21 protein-coding genes are annotated in these 26,659 nt (G+C 55.3%); 3 read left to right on the top strand and 18 right to left on the bottom strand.

Translation table 11 applies throughout. From position 1 onward, the window contains the following. Positions 1-305: 305 nt before the first annotated feature. The 7 genes from AB1S56_RS02710 to AB1S56_RS02680 form a co-directional block, all read right to left on the bottom strand. Positions 306-1,013 (bottom strand): PIG-L family deacetylase, encoded by a 708-nt coding sequence (locus AB1S56_RS02710; RefSeq protein WP_340873367.1) that lies wholly within the window; start codon positions 1,011-1,013, stop codon positions 306-308. After that, a complete protein-coding gene (locus AB1S56_RS02705) occupies positions 1,010-1,981 on the bottom strand; it encodes a GNAT family N-acetyltransferase (RefSeq protein WP_340873368.1) in 972 nt (323 codons plus the stop codon). Before AB1S56_RS02705 ends, AB1S56_RS02710 begins: the two co-directional genes overlap by 4 nt. A 269-nt stretch (positions 1,982-2,250) precedes the next feature. Beyond that, positions 2,251-3,111 carry a carbohydrate ABC transporter permease gene (locus AB1S56_RS02700; RefSeq protein ID WP_340873369.1) on the bottom strand — a complete coding sequence of 287 codons (861 nt, stop codon included), beginning with the start codon at positions 3,109-3,111 and terminating at the stop codon, positions 2,251-2,253. A 19-nt stretch (positions 3,112-3,130) separates the two neighbouring features. Further along, positions 3,131-4,033, bottom strand: coding sequence for a sugar ABC transporter permease (locus tag AB1S56_RS02695; RefSeq protein ID WP_340873370.1), 903 nt, complete (start codon positions 4,031-4,033; stop codon positions 3,131-3,133). Positions 4,034-4,136: 103 nt separating this feature from the next. Next, positions 4,137-5,588 carry an extracellular solute-binding protein gene (locus AB1S56_RS02690; RefSeq protein ID WP_340873371.1) on the bottom strand — a complete coding sequence of 484 codons (1,452 nt, stop codon included), beginning with the start codon at positions 5,586-5,588 and terminating at the stop codon, positions 4,137-4,139. 56 nt (positions 5,589-5,644) lie between these two features. Further along, positions 5,645-6,559, bottom strand: a complete 915-nt coding sequence (murQ, locus tag AB1S56_RS02685; protein ID WP_340873372.1) for an N-acetylmuramic acid 6-phosphate etherase — start codon at positions 6,557-6,559, stop codon at positions 5,645-5,647. A 559-nt stretch (positions 6,560-7,118) separates the two neighbouring features. Then, positions 7,119-7,982 carry a MurR/RpiR family transcriptional regulator gene (locus AB1S56_RS02680; RefSeq protein ID WP_340873373.1) on the bottom strand — a complete coding sequence of 288 codons (864 nt, stop codon included), beginning with the start codon at positions 7,980-7,982 and terminating at the stop codon, positions 7,119-7,121. 269 nt (positions 7,983-8,251) lie between these two features. On the opposite strand from AB1S56_RS02680, the gene AB1S56_RS02675 reads away from it, so the two are divergent. Both AB1S56_RS02675 and AB1S56_RS02670 read left to right on the top strand, forming a co-directional pair. Next, positions 8,252-8,563 (top strand): DUF1806 family protein, encoded by a 312-nt coding sequence (locus AB1S56_RS02675; RefSeq protein WP_340873374.1) that lies wholly within the window; start codon positions 8,252-8,254, stop codon positions 8,561-8,563. Continuing rightward, entirely contained in the window at positions 8,560-9,276 is a 717-nt protein-coding gene (locus AB1S56_RS02670; RefSeq protein WP_340873375.1) for a PIG-L family deacetylase, read from the top strand. The genes AB1S56_RS02675 and AB1S56_RS02670 overlap by 4 nt, the downstream gene beginning before the upstream one ends. On the opposite strand, the gene AB1S56_RS02665 is transcribed toward AB1S56_RS02670, so the two are convergent. Beyond that, on the bottom strand, positions 9,273-10,451 hold the full coding sequence (locus tag AB1S56_RS02665) for an acyl-CoA dehydrogenase family protein (protein ID WP_340873377.1): 1,179 nt from the start codon (positions 10,449-10,451) through the stop codon (positions 9,273-9,275). The two genes, AB1S56_RS02670 and AB1S56_RS02665, sit on opposite strands and share 4 nt — an antisense overlap. A gap of 235 nt (positions 10,452-10,686) precedes the next feature. Here AB1S56_RS02665 and AB1S56_RS02660 point away from each other — a divergent pair, with 235 nt between their 5' ends. Next, entirely contained in the window at positions 10,687-15,117 is a 4,431-nt protein-coding gene (locus tag AB1S56_RS02660; RefSeq protein WP_340873379.1) for an endo-1,4-beta-xylanase, read from the top strand. A 79-nt stretch (positions 15,118-15,196) separates the two neighbouring features. On the opposite strand, the gene AB1S56_RS02655 is transcribed toward AB1S56_RS02660, so the two are convergent. The 10 genes from AB1S56_RS02655 to AB1S56_RS02610 all read right to left on the bottom strand — a co-directional run bounded on the left by AB1S56_RS02655 (position 15,197) and on the right by AB1S56_RS02610 (position 26,420). After that, the gene (locus tag AB1S56_RS02655; protein ID WP_340873381.1) at positions 15,197-16,105 is read right to left on the bottom strand and encodes an NAD(P)/FAD-dependent oxidoreductase; all 909 of its coding nucleotides are present in this window, start codon (positions 16,103-16,105) and stop codon (positions 15,197-15,199) included. A gap of 133 nt (positions 16,106-16,238) precedes the next feature. Then, positions 16,239-17,201 (bottom strand): ribokinase, encoded by a 963-nt coding sequence (gene rbsK, locus AB1S56_RS02650; protein WP_340873387.1) that lies wholly within the window; start codon positions 17,199-17,201, stop codon positions 16,239-16,241. A 201-nt stretch (positions 17,202-17,402) separates the two neighbouring features. Beyond that, positions 17,403-18,014 carry a flavin reductase family protein gene (locus tag AB1S56_RS02645; protein WP_340873384.1) on the bottom strand — a complete coding sequence of 204 codons (612 nt, stop codon included), beginning with the start codon at positions 18,012-18,014 and terminating at the stop codon, positions 17,403-17,405. A gap of 6 nt (positions 18,015-18,020) precedes the next feature. Then, positions 18,021-18,635 (bottom strand): alpha/beta hydrolase, encoded by a 615-nt coding sequence (locus tag AB1S56_RS02640; protein WP_340873388.1) that lies wholly within the window; start codon positions 18,633-18,635, stop codon positions 18,021-18,023. Between the two features lie 11 nt (positions 18,636-18,646). Beyond that, on the bottom strand, positions 18,647-19,606 hold the full coding sequence (locus AB1S56_RS02635; protein ID WP_340873386.1) for a VOC family protein: 960 nt from the start codon (positions 19,604-19,606) through the stop codon (positions 18,647-18,649). Positions 19,607-19,958: 352 nt separating this feature from the next. After that, positions 19,959-20,366 carry a MarR family transcriptional regulator gene (locus tag AB1S56_RS02630; protein WP_340873389.1) on the bottom strand — a complete coding sequence of 136 codons (408 nt, stop codon included), beginning with the start codon at positions 20,364-20,366 and terminating at the stop codon, positions 19,959-19,961. A 658-nt stretch (positions 20,367-21,024) separates the two neighbouring features. Further along, a complete protein-coding gene (tnpB, locus tag AB1S56_RS02625) occupies positions 21,025-22,113 on the bottom strand; it encodes an IS200/IS605 family element RNA-guided endonuclease TnpB (protein WP_367903421.1) in 1,089 nt (362 codons plus the stop codon). A 463-nt stretch (positions 22,114-22,576) separates the two neighbouring features. Beyond that, the gene (locus AB1S56_RS02620) at positions 22,577-23,956 is read right to left on the bottom strand and encodes an MATE family efflux transporter (RefSeq protein ID WP_340870118.1); all 1,380 of its coding nucleotides are present in this window, start codon (positions 23,954-23,956) and stop codon (positions 22,577-22,579) included. A gap of 49 nt (positions 23,957-24,005) precedes the next feature. Then, positions 24,006-24,131 carry a hypothetical protein gene (locus AB1S56_RS02615; RefSeq protein ID WP_367903420.1) on the bottom strand — a complete coding sequence of 42 codons (126 nt, stop codon included), beginning with the start codon at positions 24,129-24,131 and terminating at the stop codon, positions 24,006-24,008. A 51-nt stretch (positions 24,132-24,182) separates the two neighbouring features. Beyond that, positions 24,183-26,420: a choice-of-anchor I family protein gene (locus AB1S56_RS02610; RefSeq protein WP_340870119.1), complete on the bottom strand. Its 2,238-nt coding sequence runs from the start codon at positions 26,418-26,420 to the stop codon at positions 24,183-24,185. Positions 26,421-26,659 lie beyond the last annotated feature (239 nt).

The following is a 26,659-nucleotide window of genomic DNA, read 5'->3' as shown; positions in this document are numbered from 1 at the left end:
ACTGATACGCGCGCGAGGGGAGAGGGGGAGGTCTTCGCACTTCCATGCGCCGTCGCACTCGCATTTCTACTCACATCCGCACTCCCATGTACCGTCACACTCGCCTGTACAGTCGCTCACGCCGTCACATCCGCACTCCCATGTACCGTCGCACTCGCCTGTACTGTCGCTCACGCCGTCGCATTCGCACTCGCATTTCCACTCGCATCCGCACTCCCATGTACCGTCGCACTCACCTGTGCCATCGCTCACGCCATCACCATTGCGTACCTCTGGCTCTCCCCGCACGCTCCTCTTCCCGGCTCCTACAGCTCCGACTGCCGAAGCTTCATGCTCTCCGGCGCTACCATGAACGTCTCCGCGTACTCCTTGCGCGCCTCCAGCCCTCTCACCCGAGCAAGCGACTTATAGTAGTCCATATAGTTGAACGACTTGCTGCCCGTCACGAACCAATGCGTCGACAGCGCCTCGATCCACAGATCGAACGCCTGCTGGTCGAAGTCCACGTACACGTACGGGACATAGCCAACCGCATCCTCCCAGTTCTCCCCATAATACAGCTTAGCGGCAAAATGAGCCGGGAGCTCCCGCTCGAACGTCGGAATCGCCGCAAAATACCGGGCATCGTTCACAATCCGATGCGTCGCGGCATGGTCCTTGTGCATGCTATTGCAGTGATGCGTAATGATGATGTTCGGCTTCACGAGCCGAATGACATCCGCAACGCGCATCCGGATCTCCCCATCGTCCGGCACCTCGCCATCCTCGTAGTCCAGCACGTAAGCCTCGCCGCCCAGCATGCCGGCGAACGTATGCGCCTCCCGCACCTTCTGCTCGCGGTACTCCTCCTTGTCCCGTCCCGCCGGCACACCTCGCTCACCCGCCGTCAATGCCAGCGTCGCGATCTTGTCGCCCTTCAGGAAGTGGCTGGCCATCACGCCTCCCGCCACAAGCTCCATATCCCCCACATGGGCGCCAATGCCCAGAATCGTAACCGGTTCCCTCTCCTTCATTCCGCCAGCTCCTTCCTCATAATCGCGAACGTCCTGACCGTACGAAAGCCCGCCTTCTCATAGATCCCCATAGCCGGATTGTTGCTGCCCGTATACAGCGACATATAGTCCGTCCCGATACGCTGGAACGCCTCGCACAAGCGGAAGAACAGGCTCGACCCCAGTCCGTGCCCCTCATGCTCGCTCCTTACCCCAATCCCGGCAAAATACCCCCTGCCGTTCGCCTGCCGAATCACCGGCCCCGCGAACCCGACGGCTTCGCCGTTCAGAGCCGCAATCACGACGGGCGTCCCGTCCTCCAGGCTGCGCCCGATCTCCCGCTTCCACAGCGGATTGCCAAGCGCCTCCAGCATCGTCGGCACGCCATGATGCTTCGCAGGGTCCAGCAGCTCCACCGCGTAGCCCTGCGCCGCCGCCTTCTCTTCCTTCGCAAGGATGCTCTCCGGCACGCGGAAATCGCCAAGCTTCAGATACATCGCGCACTGCGTCGCCCGCTCCGCATACCCCTGCTGAAGAAGAAAGCCGTGCAGCGCGCTCCCGCGGGGCACCCCCGGCGCATTGTTATGCTCGTGGCGATCCGTCCCTGGAATATACCAAGGGAGCTGCATCGGGTTGAAGAACAGCACGTCCCCCTGCTTCCTCCCAAGCTCCTTGAACCGCTCCTCCATTGCGCCCAGCAACGAAGCATAGGTCCCCTCGCTGGCATAACCCGCCTCCAGCACGATACAGGTGATATATCCCGCAGCATCCCCCAGAGGCAGGTCATCCCCCGTGCAGCCGCACGCGAAGCCCACAACGCGCCCCTCCTCCAGCCAGACGAACGTGCACCCCCCATCGAAGTAAGCGTTATCCAAAAACACCGTCGAAAAAAGCGCCTCGTTCATCTCCTTGTAGCCGTCCTTCACCGCTTCCTTATTCCACAAAGCAATGGTCTCCGTCTTGTAACGGTCTTCCCAAACCGCTAACATCCAGCTTCCTCCTCTCGTTGTTACACAAGAAACCTCCCTCCGCCCACGGTCTCCCGATAACGGGTCGGCCGCAGCTAGAGGGAGGTAGTTGCCTCGCTTTTCAATGAAGCGGCTTTAACAGCTCAAGCGAACGCTCTCGAACGGGAAAGCCCCCCAAATCCGGCGGGCTGGCGCGCATAAGCGGTCTGCGGTCCGCCGGGGTCCAGCCATCTCCAGACTGTCGGACCTTCAGCCGCCTGTCGAAACCCGCCTGACATCGAGGTCAGGTGTTACCCCTTCACCGCTCCCACCGTTACGCCCTCAAGGAAGTAACGCTGGAGGCTAAAGAACAGAATGAACATCGGCACCGCCGAGATGGTTGCACCCGCCATCATCGGTGCAAAATAAGTTGTGTTGGCAAAGCGGAAGTTTTTTAGGCCAACCTGGATTGTCTGCATATCCATCGTGTTCGTCACGAGGAACGGCCAGAAGAACGTGTTCCATGTATCCATAAACGTCAGGATCGCCATCACGGCCATGACCGTCTTGGACAGCGGCAATATAATCGTGGTTAATATTTTGAGCTGATTCGCGCCCTCCACCTTGGCGCTCTCCAGAATTTCCCCGGGAATGGAGCCCATGAACTGCTTCGCGAGGAAGATGTTATACACCGTCACGATGGAAGGCAGAATAAGCGCCTGGTACGTATTCTGAATCTCGAAAATGTTCACGATCAAAATATACAGCGGCACCTGCGTCACCTGATAAGGAATCATCATCGCCGCAAGCAGCACCGCAAACAGAAGACCGCGTCCCTTGAAGCTGATCTTGGAGAACGCGTAGCCCGCCGTGGTCGCGAACACCACGTTCGACACCATGACCGCGGTCGCCACAATAAGCGAGTTGAGCAGCCAGCGGTAGGAGTGCTCGCTGAATTCGAAGAAAAACTTGTACGATTCCAGCGATATTTTGCCCGGCCATAAGGAGTAGCTGACCGCGCCCGCCTCGATCGGATCGCCGAAGGAGGACATGATCATGAAATAAATCGGGAACAAAGTCGCGAGAGCAAACAGCAGAAGGAGGACGACTATAACCGTATTCCGTGCGTACTTGGCTGCGCGATTGCCCAGATGATTGTTATACAAGGCCATACCGGTATTCCTCCCTCTCCTAATATTCCACGTCTTTGCCCAGGAACTTGAACTGGATCAACGCGATAATGCCGATCATCAGGGCAAGGACCAGCGATTGCGCCGCCGCTTTGCCGAATTCGAAATATTTGAACGCGGTGTCGAAAATAAGCAAGCCCACCATCGTCGTGGAATGGTCCGGTCCGCCGCCCGTCATCAGGTAAGCGTTCTGGAACACCTGGAACGACCCGATTACACCCGTCACAAGCAGGAACAGCGTCGTCGGCTTCAAGCAGGGAAGGACGATGTGCCACATTTTCTGCCAGAAGGATGCCCCGTCAATGTCCGCCGCCTCGTAATAGCTCTCGTCGATGCCCAGCAGCGCCGCCACGTAGATAATGATGCTCGTGCCGTGGCTGGACAGCCAGGACATGAATACAAGCGAGAACATGGAGGTGGAGCTGGAGCCCAGCCAGTTCTGATTGTCGATGCCGAACAGGGCAAGAATCTGGTTCAGCACGCCGCCCGGCAGAGGATCGTAGATCCAGAGCCATACGACGGACAAGGCTACGCCGGACGCGACCGCAGGCAGATAGTAGATCGCCTTGAAGGTCGTCTGCGCCCATTTCTTGAGCGGCATAATCATGATGGCGACCGCAAAGGACAGGACCAGCGCTACCGGCACAGTGAGCACGGTGTACACGATTGTGTTCCAGACGGCTTTGCCGAACAGCTCGCTTGTGAAGGTTTCCGCGTAATTGTCAAAGCCGATATATTCGGAGCCTAGCGGCTTGTATTCCTGAAAGCTGATGATAAAAGCGCTAATGACGGGATAAGCCGTGAACAGCGCGTATCCGATCAAGGCAACCGCGATGAAGGCATATGCCCAAGCGCTGTCTCCCCGGTTCAGTCGATTTCTAATCTTGGTTGTCCCTTGAGCCATCGTGCAGGACTCCTTTCACTGCCGCTTCCTTCGTAAAATAGAGCTCGGATAGCCCCCCTTACTCCAAGGGGCGGCTATCCGAGCGTAAATTAGATGCTATACGCTATACAACCCCGTCTGCGCCGAACTTCTCAACCGCGGCCTTCTTCACCGCCTCGAACATTTCCTCCGGCGTAATCTCTCCGGCAAGAAGCGCCTGAAGCTTCGGTATAATGACTTCGTTCTCCAGCTTAATCGCGTCGGCAGCCAGCTCTGTCGGAATATCGCGGGCAGGCGGCGCTTGCTTCAGAAGCGCTTCGTCAGCTGCGATGTTGTCAGAATTGCGGCCTGTGTCCACGCCTTCAGCCGCCTTGCGAGCGCTGTCCGTGATGTGGGACAGGAACAGGTCCGTGTTCGTCGTCGCCGCCACTTGGCCGCTGGCCAGGAAATAAGCCGCTTTGGCCACGTTCGCCGCATGCTCCTCCGTTGGCTCCTTCTTGCCGCGGAATGCGACATAGCCGTCGACTACCGCATGGGATACAGCTGGCTGGCCTGCGAACGACGGCATCGGCAGAACGATGTATTCCGCTTTGATGCTGTCCGCTACGGCGCTGCCGTCATTCGCTTCGAGCTTCTTGTTGTTCGTGTTGGCCGAATTCTCGAATACGGCAAGACCCTTGCCCGTAATCATCGTCTGGCCCGTCAGGAACATGTTCCAGCGCTTGCCGGCGTCGATGGAGCCCAGCTCCTTCGGCATGGAGCCATCGTCGATCAATTCGCGAATGGCCTTCAGAACCGTGAGATATTTTTCGTCGGTATACGCATATTTATTATCTTCTGTGAACGGATACGGCATTCCCGCGCCCTTCACCAGGATGCCCAGGTAGTCCTTGGAGGCTACGCCCGCCGTCGCGAATACGAAGCCGTAACGCTTGGTCGCGTCGCCTTCCTTCACGACGCCCTTCTTAATGGCCTCGCGGAACTCGTCGTAGGTCCAGCCGCTTTGCTGCACTTTTTTGTAATCGATGCCCGCTTCCTCCAGGAACTGCTTGTTGCCGCCGATGGAGTGCACAGCCAGGTAAGCCGGAAGTCCGTATTGCTTGCCTTCCTTCGTCATGTAGCCGTAGGGGATTTCGTCGAAGTCCCCTATCATCTCCGGCGTCAGATAAGGCGAGATATCCATCATCATGCCGAGATCAGCGTACTTCGCAATGCTCTCGGAGTTCGTAAAGGCCAGATCCGGCGGGCTGCCCGCGTTCACTTGCGTGTCCAGCTTCTGCGTCATGTCCTCCCAGCTGGCCGGCTCAATCTTGAGCGTCAGATTGGGATACAACTTGTTGAAGTCGGCGGCCATCTGCTCGAAATTCTCTTGGTACTTCGGCGATACAGGCGGCAGCAGGGCCGTAATGGTGTCCTTCGCCGCAGGCGCTTCGCTGGATGCAGTAGGATTGGTGCCAGGAGCGTTGCTTGGATCTGCATTGCCATTGTTCCCGCCGTTCGAGGAACAAGCGGATAATGCGCCTACGGATAACATGAGTGCCAAAACAGTTGAAGCGAATTTTGTTTTTCTTTTCATAACCAAGATCCTCCCTTAATTATAAATTCTATATACCCACATCCCACCAAGCAACCTTACATGACTTTGGTGCAAACGCGAATAGCCCTCTTCAAACTCCCGCCGCATTCCTGCAGCAGCTTTGCCGCCGCTTCAGCCTCCAGGCCCGACTTGACCATCATGATCGCGAGCTTGCAATCCAGTGCAGCTCGCTGCAGGGCATCCTCCGCAACGTGATGCTCCACCTGCGTGGTTGACTTAATCATGCGCAGGGCGCGGTCGTACAGCTTCTTGTTGCTCGCCTTCATGTCTACCATGAGATTGTTGTACGTCTTGCCCAGCTTCACCATCGTGCCTGTCGACAGCATGTTCAGCACCAGCTTCTGAGCTGTGCCCGCCTTCAGTCTCGTCGAGCCTGCAATCACTTCCGGTCCAACGACCGGCGCGATGGTAATGTCGCTTACTTCCTCCAGCTTCGTGTCCTTGTTGTTCACGACGCAGATCGTTACCGCGCCAAGCTCTCTGGCTCTGCGCAACCCTTCAATAACGTAAGCCGCGCTGCCGCTGGCCGATATGCCGACCACCGCATCCTTGCTTGTAATGCCAATGCGGTCCATCAGCGCTCTGCCTTCGTCTCCATCGTCCTCGCAGCCCTCGACCGCGACCCGCAGCGCCACATCTCCGCCTGCAATATGCCCTTGAATGAGCAGCGGGTCTGTGCCGAAGGTCGGAGGACATTCCGAAGCATCCAATACACCCAGCCTGCCTGACGTGCCGGCGCCGATGTAATACATTCTGCCGCCGCCTGACAGCGACCGGTGAAGCGCTTCCACAGCTTCTGCTATTGCAGGCAGCTCTGCCGCTACCGCCGCCGGGACCGTCGCGTCTTCCTGATTAATGAGCATGAGCATCTGCTCCGTCGTCAGTTCGTCGATCATGGCCGATCCGGCATTAATCCCCTCCGTCGTTAAACGAGCTAAGTAGTCATTCATAGTGATTCCCCTTACGTGATCGTGGCATGGGTTCAAGCTCTGATACGCGTGCTGCGCTTGCATTCGTGTGCGCCCATCTGATCGTGTCATCTCTTGTTGCGTTACTGTTAATATGGCGTCTTGCTTAGCTCTATATTAAACAGTTTATTTCAGTTCCGTCAATACATTTTGAAATAAATTTTTAGTATGAAATATATATTTGGCATTTTGTATCAGTATTTGTGTACTTTGCACAGAAGGTGTCGAACGCCGGGAAGCCAGGCTGGGCGCGGGCTCCCGGTGAAAGCGTATACACGGTGAGGGCTTTCGTTCAAATCCGGGCACATCCAGCTACTTGAATGGCCATTTGAACGATATTTCGTTCAAAACCAGACGTACCTCTCGAGCAACGTTCCTCCATTTAGACGTTATTTCGTTCAAAGCGCCTCACTTCGAGCTCCAGCATGTGTTCACACCCCTTGTTGCCTAACGTGTTGCTGCTCCTGATCAAAGCAAACAGGCATCCGCGCTCCCCTAAGGGGCTGCGGATGCCTGCTTGGACGCGTTGCCGTTACGCGCGTTATTTTCTTCTCTTGTTCGCGATGATGCTGTGGCTTTTGGTCAAATATTTTTTGACCTGCCCATAGTCCGCGCTCGCTACTCCAGCGAACAGCATGTCGATAATCGTCAGCATCGCGATACGAGAGCCCATCGCGCCGCTGCGGATTGAAATTTCCGGCGTAGAAATGCTGAGCAGCGTGTCCGCTCTCTCCGACAGCTCGCTTTTGCTGTACTTCGTAATCGCAATGACATGCGCTCCGTTCTTCTTCGCCATGTCCAGCGCATCGAGAATTTCCAGCGTGTCTCCCGAGTTCGATACGAAGATGGCCACATCCTCCTTGGACAGCACCGTCGCCGCCGTCAGCTGGCTGTGTCCATCAACAAAGGCATGACAAATTTTGTTGATACGCGTAAACTTCTGCTCCGCATCCTGCGCGACGAGTCCCGAAGCGCCAATGCCAAAAAACATAATCCGCTTGCTCGTCCGCAGCGCCTCCACAGCGCGCGCGACCGCCGACCGGTCAAGCACGCTGAGCGTATCCTCAATCGACCGCATATTGTTCCGTCCAATATTCGATATGATCGTCGTCAGCTCATCCCCCGGCTGAATGTCCGTATATTGATCGCCGGATTCCTCGTCCATGGAGCCAAGAGAGGCCGAGATGCTGACAATAAAGCTGCGATAACCGCCATACCCCATCGTCTTGCAGAATCGCAGCACCGAAGCGTCGCTCGTCTTGCTTGCCTGTGCCAGGCTTTTGATAGAGAGATGCGGAATTTCTTCCTTATTAGAAAGAATGTATTCCGCAACCAGCCGCTCGACAGGCGTCAGACTGTCCTTGCGCTCCCGAATTTTGATCAGCACATTATCGTTAATCGCCATGTCCGCTCCCCGCCCGTTTCATATTTTCGCAACTAAATAGTATACGTATTAGACAAAAAATACAAGTAAAACGATAGAACTTCTACCCTTTCATTGTAACCTATTGAAATTTTATTTCAAAGTGTTTTATTCGTGTGAAATATTTAATTTAGTTTCGTGTCGTTATCGCTCGCCACCGCACCGCATGTGTCACTTGCCGCCTGTAACAGTCCGCTGCTCTATGATAAGATGATCAAGCAAGGACCACTTGATGGAGGAGGACACCTGTCATGATTCCAATAGATCGAGTTGACACTGAGCAGGCTTTGCAAGCTTTCGTCGGCTCAGAAGCTTATATACATAGCGAAGCTACTTCTTTTATGTTCGTTCGGAACTTCACTATCCATATTACGCATGCCTTCTTGGCTGGCGAAGGTCCATATCGCGCGGCGCTCCGCTTCGACGGTCTGGGCTGGCTGCGAGCGGAAGCGCTCACCCATTACGAGTGGGATGCCAAAGGCCGCCTGCTCCTGGCAGGCTTCGATGACCGAGGGCGTATGCATGCAGCCCTGCAGCTTGGAAAGGAGCCTTTCCCCGAATGAGACCCTTCAGCGACAACAAACAGAAGAAGCTTCTTGCGGTATTCGCACATCCAGACGACGAGACGTTTATTTGTGGGGGCACGCTGGCCAAATACGCTAACGAAGGCGTGGACATCACCCTAGTGAGCGCGACGCGGGGAGAGATGGGCAGACGGATGGGCAACCCGCCCTATGTGAATCGGGAGTCGATGCCGGAGGTGCGGGAGCAGGAGCTGAAGCAAGCTTGCGATATACTGGGCATTGCGCGGCTTCAATTTTTCGACATTCGGGACAAAACGGTCGAATTTCACGACGCCGCTCTCCTCGAGCAGCGTATCCAAGCACTGCTTCAGGAGCTTCAGCCCGAGGTTGTACTGACCTTCCACGAGAAGCTGGGGGGCCACCCCGACCATAACGCAATCGGCAAAGCGACGACCGCCGCATACCTGCGAAGCGGCTTAACGGGCGGGCTGTACTTTATATCGTTCGGAAGCGCGATGGCGCAGCCGGAACGCTTCGGCTACACCCGCGAGGATATCGTCCGAGTGGACATGAATGCGTACAAGCGAACGAAGCTGGCCGCATTCCGCGCACACCGCTGCCAAACCGAGATAGACGAGTGGGTCTGGAAGCCCGACGAAGAGGCCATGTCCCATCTGGGCAATCATGAATATTTTATCGTGGGGGATAAAAGAACGCCTCGCAGACATCCGGCAAATTTATTCAAGCCCTAAGCTTGCCGGAAGCCTTCCCGCGTCACATCCTCCAAAGCAGATTTCGCGAGATTCATCATGACGGAGCTGTCCATCGGCGGGTTATGGAGTCCTGCCCGGACATCCCGGTAGTACCTCTCCAGGGGACAGCTTCGGGACAGGCTCGCGCCTCCAACAATCCGCATCGCTTTGTCTACGATTCCCAAGGTATGATTGGTCACCGTATATTTGGCCAGCCCCAGCTCCGTTCTAAGCATGGGTCTATGCTGGGATTCACGATCCCAGCGGTCGGCCGCAGCATACAGCATCGTTCTTGCGATTCGGAGCTCAGCCTCCATCTCGCCAATGGTCTGCTGAACGGCCGGCAGACTGGCAATCGGCTTGTCGAGATAATTGGGCTGGTACGTCCGGGCATATGCCAGAGCATAGTCCCGCGCCGCCAGAGCGATGCCCATGTAGCACGCAGGGATATGCAGCAGCCAGCCGCCGCCGTCGTCCAAGCCCTCGCCTTTAATTCGATCTTGCTCCGGAACAAAGGCATCCTCCAAGACTACGTCATGACTGCCGGTCGCTCGCATTCCCAGCGTATCCCATGTCTCCACCAGCCGCACCTGCTCCGAGCGACGGACCAGAAATTCAGCCGTTACGCCTTCATCGGGGACATATGCCGTCACCACAAACCGGTCCAGAATGGGAGACAGGGTACTGAACGTTTTGCGTCCCGCCAGTCGCCAGCCTCCTTCCGAACGCATCGCAGCCGTCTCCGGCTTGCCTCCCCTGCTCGGACTTCCAGTCGCCGCTTCGCTTGCGAATGTATTAATCATTGCGCCGTCCCGCACAATGGCTTCGCATAGCTCAGCGAACAATTCACTCTGCCACTTCCCCGTCTCGCGGAAATGGAACACCTGTCCCAGATGCCAGCCGACCGCAAGCGCGGTAGCTCCATCGCCGTATCCGAGCCTCTCCTGAAGCTGAACAAGCTCATACAAGGTAATGCCGTCTCCGCCATACGCCTTAGGCACTGTCACCTTCAACAGGCCCGCATCCTTCAATTCGGCAAAATTCTGGAATGGGAAGGAGCCCTCCCGGTCATGCCGTTCAGCCCTTTGAGCAAATCGCCCCGCAAGCTCCTCCGCTATCCTCATGCGTTCACGTTCTTGATCGTTGCGTATATATTGATCGATGTAGCGCTCCACCTCAGCGTCACTCCTAACCTATCCCTATGGTTGTCAGGTCTTATCATACACTGTATTCGCGAACGGGACTACATGGCTGAGGCAGGCGGAGGGCTTTCGACAAAAAACAAGTATAGTTTTTATAGGAACATCTAAGCTCTGTTGGGTAGTCCAGCACATTCCCATGGTTTACGATTGTAAGTGCTTTCATTTATCGAAAGCGCTTTACTATCACGTATAGGGGGAATGTATTCACATGAATCGGAAGCTTAAGCCGATCCTCTCGCTTCTGCTCGCATTCGCTTTGCTCCTGCCATCCGGCTGGCTCGCTCCGGCTGCTGGTGCGAATCAGTCTGCTGGAACTGTTGTTCTATCCCAGAGCTTTGAAGATGACTCAACCGGCGGTTGGGGACCCGTATGGGGTGGCACCGGGAACGTGGCGATTTCAACCACTGTTGCGTCTGACGGCGCCAAGTCCCTGCAATTCTCGGGACGAACGGCCAGAAGCCACAGTCCGAGCCTCAACCTGACATCTATCATGCAATCGGGCAAAACCTATGATGTATCCTTGAAGGTTCGATTGGGCGCTAACAATGACGGCTCAAGCAGCAGCGATACGCTCCACATCGCCTCCAAGGTCAACTCGCCGATGCTCCAAAACATCTATCCTTGGCTCATTGGGGACCAAGCGGTTACATCTGGTGTGTGGACAACCTTTGAAGTGAAAAATTATGAGGTTCCTGCCGGTACAACGGAATTTGTCATCTGGGTGGAATCCGTTGAAGCATCCCAGTCCACAGCGGACATCTACATTGACGAAGTGCTGATCAAGGACGTGACGCCAGCACCATCTACAACTGTTCTATCCCAGAGCTTTGAAGATGACTCAACCGGCGGCTGGGGACCCGTATGGGGTGGAACCGGGAACGTAGCGGTTTCAACCACTGTTGCATCTGAGGGCTCCAAGTCCCTGCAATTCTCGGGGCGAGCGGCTAGAAGCCACAGTCCGAGCCTCAACCTGACGTCTATCATGCAATCGGGCAAGACCTATGATGTATCCTTGAAGGTTCGATTGGGCGCTAACAATGACGGCTCAAGCAGCAGCGATACGCTCCATATCGCCTCCAAGGTCAACTCGCCGATGCTCCAAACCATCTATCCTTGGCTTATTGAGGACCAAGCGGTTACATCTGATGTGTGGACAACCTTTGAAGTGAAAAATTATGAGGTTCCTGCCGGTACAACGGAATTTGTCATCTGGGTGGAATCCGTTGAAGCATCCCAGTCCACAGCGGACATCTACATTGACGAGGTGCTGATCAAGGACGTGACGCCGGGAGCTACGCCTGATGAAGGAAATCTCGATCAGACGGGCATCAACGCTGATTTTGAGAACGGCATTGGAGCCTGGGCGATTCGCAGTACTGAAGGCAACGGCCAAATCGCCGCAACAACCGCAGCAAATCATACTACCGGTGGATCAAGCAGCTTGGAAGTAACCGTCTCTACTCAATATAACGGTCCAATTCTGGATGTCATGAGCAAGATGCATAAGGGCCATCGCTATCATCTGTCTGCCTGGGTAAGAATGGCTTCCGGTCAAACAGCCACTTCTCTGCGTATTAGCGTACAGAGCGGAGACAGCACCTTCACCAACGTGTCGGCGAACGTCTCGGCGACGGACAGCCAGTGGGTGGAGCTGTCGGGCGACTACACGGTGGCGACTACGCCATCGGTATTGAAAGCCTATGTGGAAACAGCTCAGAACCCAGGTAATCCGGCCGGCTCTCCCGTGACCTTCTACATGGATGACTTCACGATTACCCATCTCGGCGCCGTTGCGGCTCCGAAGCCGATTCAAAACATAACGCCAATCAAGGACGTATACCAGGATGACTTCCTAATCGGCACGGCCGTTGGCGATGCGGAATTTGAAGGCCTTCGTCTGGAGCTCCTCAAGAAGCATCACAACGTCGTCACGGCCGAAAATGCGATGAAGCCGGACTATGCTTACAATGGAGCCAGAGAGTTCGATTTCACCGCAGAGGATGCTCTCGTGGCCAAGATCAAGGAGCAGGGACTTCTGCTGCATGGCCACGTGCTAGTCTGGCATCAACAGATGCCGACATGGCTCAGCTCCGACGCGGCAGGCAATCCTCTCGATGAGGCTGAAGCGCTGGCGAACCTGACCGAGCACATCACGACGGTTGTGGAGCATTTCGGCGATGATGTAATCTCATGGGACGTTGTTAACGAAGCGATGAATGACAACCCTCCTAATCCTGCCAATTGGAAAGCGTCCCTGCGCAACTCTCCCTGGAAGGCCGCTCTCGGCGAGGATTACGTCGAGCAATCGTTCCGAATAGCCAAGGAAGTTATTAAAGAGAATAGCTGGGACATCAAGCTGTACTACAATGACTACAATGACGACAATAAAAACAAGTCGACGGCTATCGCCAATATGGTGAAGGAAATCAATGAAAAATATGCTGCCGAGAACAATGGCGAGCTGCTCATTGACGGCATCGGCATGCAGGCGCACTACAATCTGAACACAAAGCCAGATAACGTGGAAGAGTCCTTGAAGCGGTTCATTGATCTGGGTGTGGAAGTCAGCATTACGGAAATCGACATCACAGCTGGCACCGATTCCGTGCTTACGGAGAAACAGGCTAAGCAGCAAGGCTACCTATACGCACAGCTAATGAATTTGTACCGAGAGTACAAGGATGATATCGCTCGCGTAACATTCTGGGGCTTGAATGACGCGACGAGCTGGCGAGCTTCTCAGAATCCTTTGCTGTTCGACAAAGACCTGCAAGCCAAACCGGCATACTACGGCGTTATCGATCCGGATACATTCATAGCGGAAAATCCGCCCACGGCTACTGAAGCCAACCAGTCCTCCGCCAAATACGGAACGCCTGTTATTGACGGTACCATCGACTCCATCTGGAGTGAGACGGCGGCTATGCCAATCAATAAGTTCCAGATGGCTTGGCAAGGTGCTAGCGGCAGCGCGAAGGCCCTATGGGATGAAAATAATCTGTACGTGCTGTTCCAGGTGAACAACGCTGAGCTGGATAAGTCCAGCGCCAATGCATGGGAGCAGGACTCCGTGGAGGTATTCCTGGACCAAAACAATGGGAAGTCAACCTCCTATCAAGCTGACGACGGACAATATCGGGTCAACTATGATAACGAAGCCTCTTTCAATCCGCCAAGCATTGCAGACGGCTTCGAATCGGCAACCAAAGTGATCGGCAGCAACTATACGGTCGAATTGAAAATTCCGCTGACGGCTGTAACGCCGGCCCATAACGTGGAACTTGGCTTCGACGTACAAATCAATGATGGCAAAGCCGGTGCGCGACAAAGCGCCGCAAGCTGGAATGACACGACCGGTCAAGGCTACCAGGATACATCTGTTTTTGGTGTTCTGAAGCTTACAACAGACTCAATCGTTGCTCCAACCCACCCCATCGTCACGGTCCCAAGCCCGCCAGCCGGCGTGGAGGCAACAGACGGCGGCGCCGTCATTAAGCCCGTCGCGAAGGTGGAGGGGAACCGAGTCATTGGCCAAATCTCCAGCGACAGCCTGAAGAAAGCGCTGGAGCTTGCGGCTCGGAGGGACGGCGGCAAGAAGCAAATTGCCATCGAGGTGCCGAAGCAGGCGAACGCGCTCGCATATGAAATCGAGCTGCCGGCTCAGAGCTTGAACGGCGAACAACACTTCACGCTCCAGATGAAAACCGAGCATGCGACGTTGAACATTCCGAGCAACATGCTGTCCGGTAAGGCCTCCAACGCTCCTATCTCCATTCGCGTGGCCAAGGCCTCAACCGAGGGCATGAACGCTGCTGCGCGCGAGCAGATTGGAGATCGTCCCGTTCTGGATCTGAACGTCTATCTCGGCAATGAACAGCTGGAATGGAACAATCCGGAGGCGCCCGTCATCATTTCGGTGCCTTACGTACCGACTGAAGGGGAGCTCGCTCAGCCGAATGCCATCGTCGTCTGGTACATCGCCGGCAACGGCGATATTAGCTCGATTCCGAACGGCCGATATGACGCGGCAAGCGGAACGGTTATTTTCCACACGACGCACTTCAGCACCTATGCAGTTGCCTCCGTTGTGACGTCCTTCGATGACTTGGCGGGCGTGCCATGGGCGAACCAAGCCATTGACGCTATGGCTGCGCGCGACGTCATAAGAGGAACGGCCGAGCATACCTTCTCACCTACCGCGGCTATGAAGAGAGGCGATTTCATCGCCCTGCTGGTCAGAGCGCTGGAGCTGCAGTCCGCGGGTGCCGATACCGCAACCTTCATAGATGTCAAAGCGAGCGCGTATTATCACCAAGAGCTGGCCATTGCGCAGAAGCTCGGCATTGCCACTGGCTTTGAGGATGGCACCTTCCGGCCAGATCAGTCTCTCTCCCGTCAGGACATGATGGTGCTTACAGCCCGCGCGGCTGCAGCAGCCGGCAAGACGCTGGAGGGCGACGGCTCACTGGAGGGCTATGCCGACGTATCCAGCCTTTCCGCTTATGCCGTGGCAAGCGCGGCAAGCCTGTCGCAGTCAGGTATCGTGAACGGCAAGAACGGCAAGCTTGCGCCGCATGAGTCTCTGACAAGAGCGGAAGCCGCTGTTATTCTGTACCGGATCTGGGGCTTGCAAGATTAACCAATTGCAGCAATACGAGACAAAAAGCCGGACCATCCCTACGATGGTTCGGCTTTCTCTTGGTATTCCCTATACTTCCCTATACAAAATCCTCTCGCAGCAAATCCGTGTTGATGCCGATCGCAGCGCGGCTCCCCTCTCCTGCTGCGATAACGGCTTGAGCGGGCGCGATGCCGGAGGCGTCGCCCGCGGCGTAGACGCCATATACGCTCGTTCGGCCGAGACTATCCGTCTCCATGCCGCCTGCTTCGTTCATACGGCAGCCGAGCTGGTCGCCAAACGGCGAAGCGTGCCTCCAGTAGGTCGACACAAAGCCGCCTGCCCGCTTCATGGATTTGCCGTTCTCGAATTGAACAGAACGGAGCGCTCCATCCTTGCCTGCGAGCTCCTTAATTCGCTCATAAGAAATTTGAACCTTTTTACGCTGGAGCAGTCGGATTTCTTCCTGGTTCAAGGAGCCTGCCGCTCCATTCGTGCATAGCAGCAGGTCGCGGCTCCATTGATAGGCAAGCCTCGCCAGAGCGAATGCCCCGCTCCCTTCAGCGATGACAACCAGGGGCTGATCCCGCAGCTCGTAGCCGTCACAGTACGGGCAATTGTACAGGCTTCGCCCGTAAAACTGCCGGATGCCAGGTATGTTCGGCAGCGTCTCGCGGAGCCCCGTAGCCAGCAGCAGCTTGCGCGCCTGGTACACCGCACCGTCACCCGTCTGCAGACGGAAGCCGCCTCCTGGCAATGGCATCACGCCAGTCATTTGCTTCGTAGACGCTTGAACGGAGGGATACCTCCGAATATCCTGCCAGGCGAGATTTCTCAGCTCTGCCGGCTTGACGCCGTCCCTGGTTATAAAGCCATGCGTATGCCTCGTCACCGCATTGCGCGGCTGATTGTCGTCGAACACAATGACCCTTCTTCTCGCCCGGCCCAACACAAGCGCCGCATTCAGCCCCGCCGGACCTCCACCGATAATGGCACATTCCACCCTCATTCCGTCTCCACCCTCCGAGCCATCGTCGTTACACGAGACCAAAAATGCTCATCAGATTATGTATATCGGAGGCGGAGCGGCGTCATGCTTTCAGATCGTAATCTGGGGGCGCGCCCGACTCGTGCATGGCTATTTAACCTGCATCGTGCTCCGAGCTTGGGACCGCATTCTGGCCAAAATAATTCAGCACCTCCGCCATCGTCGGCATGCCGTCCTGCGCACCGAACTTGGTGACGGCGAGCGCCGCTGTCTGGGCGGCTAACGCCACTGCCTCACCCACCTCGCGCCCTTCGCACAGCCCATAAGCCAGACCCGCGTTAAAGGCGTCTCCAGCCCCGGTTGTGTCGACCACCTGCATGCGATGGGCTTGCTGGCGCCGAAGCTTCTCCCCTCTCGCCTTCCAAGCGGCGCCCTCCGCGCCCAGCGTCGTGACAACGCAGGACGGCCCTTGCGCCAGCAGCGCGTCCACCGCTTCCTCCAGGGGGCTGTCGTCTCCCTCTCCTGCCGAATCGACTCCCGTCAGTACCGCAAGCTCCGTACCATTCGGCGTTATGTAATGGATGCGGCCAAGCAGGCTAGGGGGCAGCGCACGCGCCGGAGCCGGATTCAGAATCACTAGCTTCCCATGCTTCTCAGCCAGCTCTGCCGCCCGCTCCACCGTCCCCAATGGAATTTCCAGCTGCAGCAGCACCGCGTCAGCCCCAGCGATAATCGCTTCTATGTGATCCATATCCTCCTCGCGAAGCTCCGCGTTTGCTCCAGCAACGATGACGATGCTGTTCTCCTCAGGCGTCAGCGTTATAGAGGCAGTGCCAGTCGGAGCCTTCTCCGTCTTCTTCACATGCTCGCAGCTTACACCGCTGGCGTTCAATGACGCTAGCAGCGTCCCGCCGAAGCTATCGGCACCCACGGCACCCACCATCGTCACCTCTGCGCCAAGACGGCCCAGCGCCACGGCTTGATTCGCCCCTTTGCCGCCCGGGACAAAATGAATCTCTTCACCCGCAATCGTCTCACCCGCGGCAGGGAATCTTGCTGCTTTGACCACAATATCCATGTTCAGACTGCCTACAACTACAATCCTCGGTCGCTTCATCACGCCAGCCCTTCCTTCTCTCTTGGTATACCGCTCTACAATAGGCTATACTTGTTATTCATTGTAGCAGAAGGACCCCCTGTGTTTTATCAAAAATCGAGCTTGTTTCTTATATGATTTGGCTATTTGATCGTTGAAAAAAAGCAGCACTCAGCTCCACAACCAGTGGCGCCGCGTGCTGCTTCTTGTTATGGCTATAGCTCAAACCGGCCGCACCAGCGTGAAGCGTTCCCCCAGCTTCGCATAGTCATCGCCTGCGAGGCGGCTGATAGGACGAAGAGCGTCTGGATCGATACGGCCATTCTCATACAGCGTATCGTCCACATGGAAGCGCACGACGCGACCCAGCAGCAAATCGCAGGACGGCGCTCCCTCACGGCCGCCTAGCGGAATACTTTGCTCCAGCACACATTCCAATCGAATGCGGGCTTCCGCAACGCCAGGAACGGCGATCTTGTCGCTTGGCACAGGCGTCAGACCCGCGAGCTCAACCTCGCTCACATGGGACGGCACCGGAACGGCTGTCTCATTAATTGCTTCAATATACGTCTCGTCGGCGATATGCACAACGAACTCCCTACGCTTGCCCGCATGGCGGGCGGTATCCTTCTGCTCACCGTTCTTGCGCTGCACGGATATGGACACCATGGGGGGATCGGCCGATACGATATTGAAAAAGCTGAATGGAGCGGCGTTCAGCACTCCGTCCTCCGACAAGGTCGTCACGAAGGCAATCGGCCGAGGCAGGATGCTGCCAATAAGCAGCTTATAATTGTCCTGAGCGCTTTGGCTGTCGGAATCGATGCTGGGCATGCTTCCTCACTCCTTCCCGAATTGATGCTTGAACCAAGCTGCGGCAGTCTGCGCTTCTGTGCTCGTCAGTTGATGGCCGAACCGCTCCCAATGCGTCGTCACCGCCGCTCCTGCTCCGCCCAGAAGCTGCTCCAGCTCACGCGTCTCGCTTGGCGGGCAGATAGGGTCGTTCTCTCCTGCTCCAATGAAGACTGGCAATCCCGTCATATCAGGCAGCTCAAGACCTCTCTGCGGCACCATAGGATGATGAAGCACAGCTCCCTTCAACGCCCCCTGAGCTCGGAACAACAGGCTGGCTGCAATATTGGCGCCATTGGAATAGCCCACGGCTACAATATTCCGCCGGTCGAAGCTGTATTCCTCGGCTGCGCTGTCCAGGAAGTCGCCGAGCTCCTGCGTCCGGAGGATCAGATCCTCGATATCGAATACACCCTCTGCCAGCCTGCGAAAAAATCTAGGCATGCCATTTTCCCTCACATTGCCCCGAACGCTAAGCACCGACGATGCCGGCGATAGCAGCTCCGCGAGCGGGAGGAGATCCCTCTCCGTTCCGCCCGTTCCGTGGAGGAGCAGCAGTACCGGCGCGGTGTCGTCTTGCCCTTGAATGAACAAATGCTGCATTGCTGCTGTCGTCATTTCCACTCACCCTCCAACACTCGAATTTCAAACGGCGTCAGCAATCTCTCGATTTCGCCGCGATGCTTCTCATACCACTCCGGCAGCTTCAGCTCTTCGCCCAGATGGTCCAGCTCCTCATCGCGTGTGAAGCCTGGTGGATCTGTTGCAATCTCGAACAGAATGCCGCCCTCTTCCCTGAAGTATAGCGCGTTGAAATATTGCCGGTCTACAATTGGCGTTGGCTGGTAGCCGTGCTGCGATACATGCTCTCTCCACATCGCATGCTCCGCGTCGTCCTGGGCGCGCCATGCGATATGATGCACCGTGCCATGTCCACCGTGTCCGGCAGGCATCGCGGTTGCGTTCACGTCAATGATATTGCCGACGTCGCCGAAGGAGCGATAGCGGACAAATCCAACGTCTTCGCCGACTTTTGCAAGACCCATCACATTCTCAAGCAGGCGGCCCGTGGAGTCGGGCTTGGTGCTGAAGAGCACGGCGCCGCCGAAGCCTTTGATCGCTTTGTCGACCGTTACCGCCCCGAAGGCCCATTGGCTACTGGGTCCCTCCTCCCGCTCCACAATCTCAATGCGAAGACCGTCAGGGTCCGCGAATTGCAGATAACGCTCACCGAAGCGCTCCGTCTCTTGAGCTTCCACACCGAATGCCGCCAAGCGCCTTTTCCAGAAATCGTACGCTCCTGCAGGCACAACATAGGTGGTTATGCCCACCTGTCCGCCGCCGATGCGTCCTCTACGCGAGTCCTCCCATGGGAAGAACGTAATAATCGTGCCTGGGCTTCCCGCTTGATCGCCGAAGTACAGATGGTATACCTCAGGCGCGTCGAAGTTAATCGTTTTTTTCACCAGTCGAAGTCCCAGTATGCCTGCATAGAAATCCGATGTAGCCTGGGGGTGACGCACAAATGCTGTTATATGGTGAATACCTGCTGTTTGTTGTTGAGTGGTCATCATCTATCTCTCCCTTGTGAATTTGTAATATTAAGCTTCTTAAAATTAAGATATAAGCCCTGTGTCTTCTTGGCCTTCTCATTGCTGCAAATGTGCATCAATTTGTCCGGCTTAGCTGCTCAAATGGTGAAATTGCTGCGATTGTACATGATTTCCTGCCAATCTGCGGGATTGCGATGCGTGATGAGACTAAATCCTGCAGATTTGCAGCAACTGGCCTGCACGTAACCCTCACGAGGGTGAAATCCTGCAGATTTGCAGGATTCAACTCTTCGGAAGGACTTCGGATGGTGAATCGTCGACAACCCACCGCTTGCTTGGCTGCCTGCCTAGTCATAGTCACGGCTAAATGCCGCTACTTATAGGCCTGCTGCGCGAACTTGCCAAGCTTCTTCAGCAGCTCGCTGGCAACCCGCTTCTCCTCGGCGGTTAATCCCCCTGTCGCTTGCTCGATAACGGTAGTGTGCGCCGGGAAGATCTCTTCTATGAATCGACAGCCTTCCTCCGTCACCTCGGCATAGATCAATCGACGGTCCTCCTTCGAGGTGCGTCGCTTCACCAGGCTTTTCTTCTCAAGCTTGTCGACCACATACGTGATGTTGCCGCTGCTCATAAGCACCTTCCCGCCAATCTGCTGCAGCGGCTGCGGTCCTCTATGGTAGAGCAGCTCCAGTACGCCGAACTCAGTACGGTTAAGGCCCTTTACACGAATATCGCGATCCGCATGGGCATTCACCCATTGGCTAGCTCTAGACAAAGCGATGTATAGATCGAGCGCTTCATTTCTGGCACTTGCCGCTGCGCCTGTTGTGACGTTTGTTGTTGTGTCAGTTGCTGCGCCTGTTGTGTCTGTTGTTGTGTCTGTTGTTGTGTCTGTTGTTGTGTCTGTTGTTGTGTCTGTTGTTGTGTCGGTTGTTGTGTCTGTTGCTGCCCCTGATGTGGTGTCTGTTGTGGGGTCTGCTATTGCGTCGGTTGTTGTGCCTGTTGCTGCGTCTGTTGTAGTATCGGTTGCTGCGTCTTTTGCCCCGTCTGCGGCGTTGGTGCTGCTTGCGTGATTAGGCTCACTCATTGGCTCTCACCTCCATGCTGATATCTCTTGAGGTCAATTATCTTAAATTAAAGATAACAGACCTCTTAACCAATGTCAACTCTCATTGAGCTCTGTCAGCTTCCCATTCACGCCCAGCTCTCGGTACACGGTAGGACGGAACAAGTAGCACCACATGGCAAACAAACGTTAAGGGCAGCTGCGCCCTCTTGCGGGGCAGCAAACGTATAGTTTCGTGTTGAACACTCCCGCCACCTAAGAGGTGGAGGATTCTTGGGTTGCTGCTCCTCACGGAGCAAAGTCGTAGCGATATTTTTTTGAAATATCGTACACCAAGCGATCCCTGTGGTTCCCACAGTTCCTATTTTATTCGTTACTGGGCCATGGCCTTTATGTTTTGTGCCGCATTCCAATCTCGGTCATGTGGCGTTTGGCAAGATACACATGTCCATCCCCGCACGCTCAAATCCCTCACTTCTGCTTGCTTGTACCCACAGACGTGACAGGTTTGGCTCGTTGGCGCAAATACCGGTGTTTCCTTGATCGTTCGCCCATACCACTTGGCTTTGTAATGCAGTTGACGGCTCATTTCGCCCCAGGATGCATCTGCTATGTGTTTGGCGAGGTGTCGTTGTTTCATCATGTTTGCAATACGTAAGTCCTCGAGACAGATCGTTTGGTTTTCACGGATCCATTTCGTAGTCTGCTTATGCATCGCGTCTAATCGGCTATTTCGAATCCTTTCATGGATGAGGGCGACTTTTCTTTTCGCTTTAGACCAGTTACTTCCGCCTTGTTTCCTTCTTGCAAGGATGCGCTGCCATTTCGTGAGCAGCCGTTCATATCGCAACGTATATCTTGGATTATCCATTGCAGGACCTTCCGAAGGCACGGCAAGATACTTGATACCCACGTCAATACCGAGTATGCGGTCAGTTAAAGGAAGAGGCTGGATGTCGACCTCGCATACCAACGATACAAACCATTTGCCGCTTGGGGCTAGTCGTACGGTAGCGGATAGGATCCGGCCTTCGATCTCTCTTGACTTGGCATAGGGTACCCAGCCTAGCTTGGGAAGTTGCAGACGGTTTTCCTTCACAGCAATGTTCCCGTTCGTATATCGCGTCGTATAGCTTTGTACGGGATGCTTGCGACTCTTGAAGCGAGGTCGTTCATTTTGCTTGTTGAAGTGGCGCTGATATCCGTCAGCCAAGTTTCGCACAGCCGACTGTAAGGCAATGCTGTCCACTTCTTTCAACCAAGACCACTCGCGCTTCATGTCAGGAAGCTGAGATGCACAGGCGTTATAAGACAAACCTTTGCCTGTAACCTGATAGGTATGCCTCCATTTTGCTAGGAGGTGGTTGAACACAAAACGGCAGCAACCCAATGTTTTGCGCAATTGCATGATTTGTACATGACTAGGATAGATCCGAAATTTGAAGGCTTTATGCTGGAGCATCGTCTGATTCGTCACCTCGCTGCAAAAGAGATGAATGTAACTCATTCCAATTATGGCACAAATGTTCGCATTTATCCACAAACAAAATTCCCGATTCATCCCCTGGCTACGCTCTCACTTCGTGAGTAAGGTGGCTTAGAGGCAGGGGTATTCTCGGTGTCTATGATAAAAAATAAGCGTGAGGCGCCACGACGAGCAATAGCCACACGAGAGATCGTTATTGTGACTTTGGAGTAGCTAATCAGTCTGATAACGACACGCGGTGTGGCTATAGCTCCATATAAGGCGCCACGACGAGCAATAGCCACACGAGAGATCGTTACAGTGACTTTGGAGCAGCTAATTAGTCTGATAACGACACGCGGTGTGGCTATAGCTCCATATAAGGTGACATGACGAGCGATAGCCACACGATCGTTATAGTGACTCGGCACACAAGCCCATCAGCCTTCCTTGCTGCCTTCTACGTGTGCGCCGGTACAACATCCGGCGGGGCGGTGTCCGGACGCACAAGGGAATGCTTCTCCCAGGCGCGGCTGCGCCAGCGGAAGTAGAAGATAATGGCGCGAATCCATTCGTCCGCCGCGATCGCCAGCCAGATGCCGACGAGTCCCATATTCAAATGGAATACGAAGAAGTAGCCCAGCGACAGGCTCATGCCAACCATCGTGAACATGCCGATCCACAGCGGATATTTGGCATCGCCGGAGGCGCGAAGCGAGTTGACGATAATGATGTTGATCGTCCGCCCTGTCTCCAGAATGATGCTGTAGAGCAGCACCTGCGCTCCAATCCGCAGCACTTCCGCATCGTCCGTGAAGATGCCCACAAGCTGCTCCCGGAACGCTACGACAACACCGATCATCACAAGCGACACCGCGCTTGCCGAACGAACGCTCATCCAGACGCGCTTGTAGGCGTCGTCCGTACGGCCCGCTCCGACGAATCGACCGACCATAATGGACGTTCCGATGCCGACGGCAAACGCAAACAGGTAGATGAACATCGAGATATTCGATGCGTATTGCTTCGCCGCCAGGGCGGCCTCGCCCAGGTAGGTGGTGTAGAACAGGAAGATGATCTGACAGCAATGGTACATCACTTGCTCCAGTGCTGACGGAATGCCGATCTTCAAGATTTTTCCGATATATTCCTTGGACAAATTCAAATAATAGCTCACCTGAATGCGAATCTCCATAATCCGGTACAGCAGCCAGAAGAACACGACCACCGCGATAAGCCGGCTTGCGATTGTGGAGATCGCGGCACCCTCGACGCCAAGCGCCGGCATGCCGAAGTTGCCGAAGATAAGCGCATAGTTGCCGATAATATGGATCACGTTCATCCCCAGCGCAACAAGCATGGCCTCCTTCGTGAACCCGTGCACCCGAATAATAGCGGCCAGCGAATTAATGATTGCCTGCAGGAAGATGGCGCCGCCCACGATAGCGAGATAGCTTTGCGCGAACTCATACACTTCACCGCTCAGGTTCAATGAACGCAGCAGGTAGCTGTTGAACAGCACGAAGCCTGCGCTCATGACCAGGCCGACAAGCAGATTCAGCGTGACAGCCAGGGCGGATATTTTGGCCGCTTCAAAAAACTTCCTCGACCCAATATACTGCGCCACCACAATCGACGCCCCATTGCCGATAACCTCCAGCAGCAGAATCGCGATATGCAGGTACTGGTTCGACGCGCCGACGCCAGACACTGCATTGTCCGAAATGGCGCTCAGCATAAACGTATCGGCGATGCCCATCATCATGAACAGCGCCACCTCAAGAAAGATAGGCCACGTTAGGTAGAACAGCTTCAAATCCTTACCGTTATGTTTCCCCAATGATGCTCCTTCAGCATGTCCTTCCATCCTATCACCTTCACTCCGTTACTCAGACTCTCTCTATAATGACCATCGTATCGTAGCACACAATACCAGCCATTGCATCAGCAATTATTGGCGAAAAAGCATGCGATTTTGTGAAGCCGGGCGTAATGCTGCCAAATGTAATGTTCATACAAAAAAGTACAGCCTCCCCTAATCCATCAGAGAGGCTGTACCTTCTTCATTATTCAGCAGCGCTTACGAATATCGCACCCATCATATTGTACAGCATCATGGCCGCTTGCTCGCGTGTCGCCATCTCCTGCGGAGCGAACATGACACCCTCCGCGCTTTGCTTGCCCGATATAATGCCGGAGCTTTGTGCCAGTGCTACCGCTTCCTTGGCGTAGGCGCTAATCGACGCTTCATCGGAGAAGGTAATCGGCTCCTTCACGCTTGGCAGCTCGATCTCCATAAACGCCGCCATACGCACCAGTATGGTCGCCATCTGCTCACGCGTTACGCCGTCCTTGGGATGGAACGAGCCGTCGCTCATTCCGTTGACGATGCCGCTCTCTGCCGCCCACTCTACGGCTGCCGCATAATACGCGTCCGCCTCAATATCCGTGAAGCTGGAGGCTTGCAGTCCCGCGCTCAGATCCGCCTCCAGCAGACGGGCAATCAGAAGCGTGAAGTCGGCGCGTGTCATTCCCGCCTTGGGAGCGAACTTCTCATCGCCTACCCCGTTCATATAGCCGAAGGTGGCCAGCGTTTCAATGGCTTCCTTGGCATAGCTGTCGTCAATATCCGTGAACGACACCTCCGGCAGGAGCGTCTCCTCCGCAACCTCGAACACGCCAACCTTGCCGCCTACCTCGAATGCGACAAGCAGGAGAGGATTGCCAGTCGGGCTGTCTTCAGCGGAGATAAACTCCAGACCCTCAGGCCCTGTGTCGGTATCGAGGTTCACTTCTCCTTCAGCGTCCACGAATTCACGCGTATTCACGTAGCTGACGAATGCCGGCTCCATCGGATTTGTCACATCGTACATCATAATGCCGCCGATCCGCTCCAGACCGATAAACGCGTACGTCCGATCGCCGATGACGCCAAGCTTCACATCCTCCGGTTCAGGGCCTTTCTTCTCGCTGCGGTCGTCCAGCTTCGCTTTGGTATTGCTCGTATTGAAATACTCCGGCACCGAGACAGCCGTAATACGCTCGAAATCGCTGCCGCTGTCATATACCTGCTTCATGGTGTCCGCCTCGTAGATCGAGAAGGAGCGTCCGCCGTACATATAGAGACCGTCGTTCCCGCGGTCCGTCATGACCTCAACGCCGTCATAATCCGTCTTGTCCTGCAGGAACTTGTACGCTGCCGAGGCAGAGTCCAGCTTGCCCTTCATATCCTCGACATTGCTGCCGTTCACGCGGTTCGGCCATTCGGTTGCGTCGCCTTCATTGGCCGTCACCAGATAGGTTTTGCCGCCGACGGTGTACGAGGTGATGCCATCCGGCATATACACGCCGTAGAACGGTACGTTCTCGAACATGATTTTGCCGTCCTTGCGAACATCCAGCTCGTTCGCGGGATCGTTGTAGTCCTTCAGGCCAAGCCCGTCGACAGACAGCACCTCGCCCTTCGCGATATCAACCGTCGCGATTGCGTTATTCTCCTGCAGCGTCACATACGCCAGCTTGCCGTCCTCGGCAATGGTGATATATTCCGGCTCCAGATCGTACAGCGCGTCCCCTTTGGTGCCAGGACCCGCAATCATACCGTCCGCGTCTACGGCGCCGCGAATGTGTACATCGTCCGCGATAACCTCCGGCTTATCGAAGTAAGCCTGTTTCGACTTGCCGCTCATCGTATCCACGATGGTGACGCTGCCCTTGGGGTCAGCCCCTGGCACACCTGTACGGTGCTCCGCCTCATCCGCCGTCAGAACATAACGCCCGTCCGCCGTCACCGCAATCATGTCCGGCTGAATGCCCGCCGCATATTCCTTCACGAGCTTGCCGTCATAGCTAAGGGCGAGAATCTTACCGGGCTTGGCCGCGTCCGCCTCCTGCACCGACACATATACCAAGTCCGTTCCTATGCTGATCGCCACGCTGGTTAGGTCGCCGAACACAAAGCCGTTCGTCTCAGCAAGCTCCTTCACCAGCACGGTCTTCTCCTTCTTCAGCTCGCCCTCGCCGTTGCCCAGCGATACGATATCCAGACTTGGCGGATTGCTCGAGCCGTTCACCAGGTAGAACTTGCCGTTATCCTTATTATATTTCACAATTTCGGCGACACCGCCATCTTCGCTATGTGTTCCCACTTCATATGAACCGATTTTGTTAAGCACATATGTAGCTTGCATTTGTTCCGTTGATGCGGTCTCTTCCGCCATAACGGCGCTTCCCCCAAGCAGCGTTCCCAGCGCCAGCTGCGACGCGACAAAGATAGAAAGCGTTTTTCGGCTAACCTTCCTCACTTCTCATCCACTCCCCATATGCGTGATATAACCAGTGTAAGGATGGTTTGTTTTCAATATGTTAATATATGGGTTAAAATATTGTAAAATTGCGCTGGCAGCAGCCGCTTGACTCTTGCCGGTTTTCCCGATATTCTAGGAAGCAATAACCGATAAAATACCGACACAGCCATGATGGGAAGTAGTACCCTATGGCGTTCATGCCTCAGCGAGCCGGCGATTGGTGCAAGGTCCGGCGT

It is taken from the genome of Paenibacillus sp. PL2-23 (genome assembly GCF_040834005.1).
Taxonomy (GTDB): Bacteria; Bacillota; Bacilli; order Paenibacillales; family Paenibacillaceae; genus Pristimantibacillus.
Note: the sequence above shows the minus strand (reverse complement) of the source record. Positions and strands in the feature narration are given on the sequence as shown.

Bases quoted from the DNA above. Each gene is read 5' to 3' on its own strand.
- AB1S56_RS02710 (WP_340873367.1), bottom strand. From the start codon at position 1,013: ATGAAGGAGAGGGAACCGGTTACGATTCTGGGCATTGGCGCCCATGTG.
- AB1S56_RS02705 (WP_340873368.1), bottom strand. From the start codon at position 1,981: ATGTTAGCGGTTTGGGAAGACCGTTACAAGACGGAGACCATTGCTTTG.
- AB1S56_RS02700 (WP_340873369.1), bottom strand. From the start codon at position 3,111: ATGGCCTTGTATAACAATCATCTGGGCAATCGCGCAGCCAAGTACGCA.
- AB1S56_RS02695 (WP_340873370.1), bottom strand. From the start codon at position 4,033: ATGGCTCAAGGGACAACCAAGATTAGAAATCGACTGAACCGGGGAGAC.
- AB1S56_RS02690 (WP_340873371.1), bottom strand. From the start codon at position 5,588: ATGAAAAGAAAAACAAAATTCGCTTCAACTGTTTTGGCACTCATGTTA.
- murQ (WP_340873372.1), bottom strand. From the start codon at position 6,559: ATGAATGACTACTTAGCTCGTTTAACGACGGAGGGGATTAATGCCGGA.
- AB1S56_RS02680 (WP_340873373.1), bottom strand. From the start codon at position 7,982: ATGGCGATTAACGATAATGTGCTGATCAAAATTCGGGAGCGCAAGGAC.
- AB1S56_RS02675 (WP_340873374.1), top strand. From the start codon at position 8,252: ATGATTCCAATAGATCGAGTTGACACTGAGCAGGCTTTGCAAGCTTTC.
- AB1S56_RS02670 (WP_340873375.1), top strand. From the start codon at position 8,560: ATGAGACCCTTCAGCGACAACAAACAGAAGAAGCTTCTTGCGGTATTC.
- AB1S56_RS02660 (WP_340873379.1), top strand. From the start codon at position 10,687: ATGAATCGGAAGCTTAAGCCGATCCTCTCGCTTCTGCTCGCATTCGCT.
- AB1S56_RS02655 (WP_340873381.1), bottom strand. From the start codon at position 16,105: ATGAGGGTGGAATGTGCCATTATCGGTGGAGGTCCGGCGGGGCTGAAT.
- rbsK (WP_340873387.1), bottom strand. From the start codon at position 17,201: ATGAAGCGACCGAGGATTGTAGTTGTAGGCAGTCTGAACATGGATATT.
- AB1S56_RS02645 (WP_340873384.1), bottom strand. From the start codon at position 18,014: ATGCCCAGCATCGATTCCGACAGCCAAAGCGCTCAGGACAATTATAAG.
- AB1S56_RS02640 (WP_340873388.1), bottom strand. From the start codon at position 18,635: ATGCAGCATTTGTTCATTCAAGGGCAAGACGACACCGCGCCGGTACTG.
- AB1S56_RS02635 (WP_340873386.1), bottom strand. From the start codon at position 19,606: ATGATGACCACTCAACAACAAACAGCAGGTATTCACCATATAACAGCA.
- tnpB (WP_367903421.1), bottom strand. From the start codon at position 22,113: ATGCTCCAGCATAAAGCCTTCAAATTTCGGATCTATCCTAGTCATGTA.
- AB1S56_RS02615 (WP_367903420.1), bottom strand. From the start codon at position 24,131: ATGAACATTACATTTGGCAGCATTACGCCCGGCTTCACAAAATCGCAT.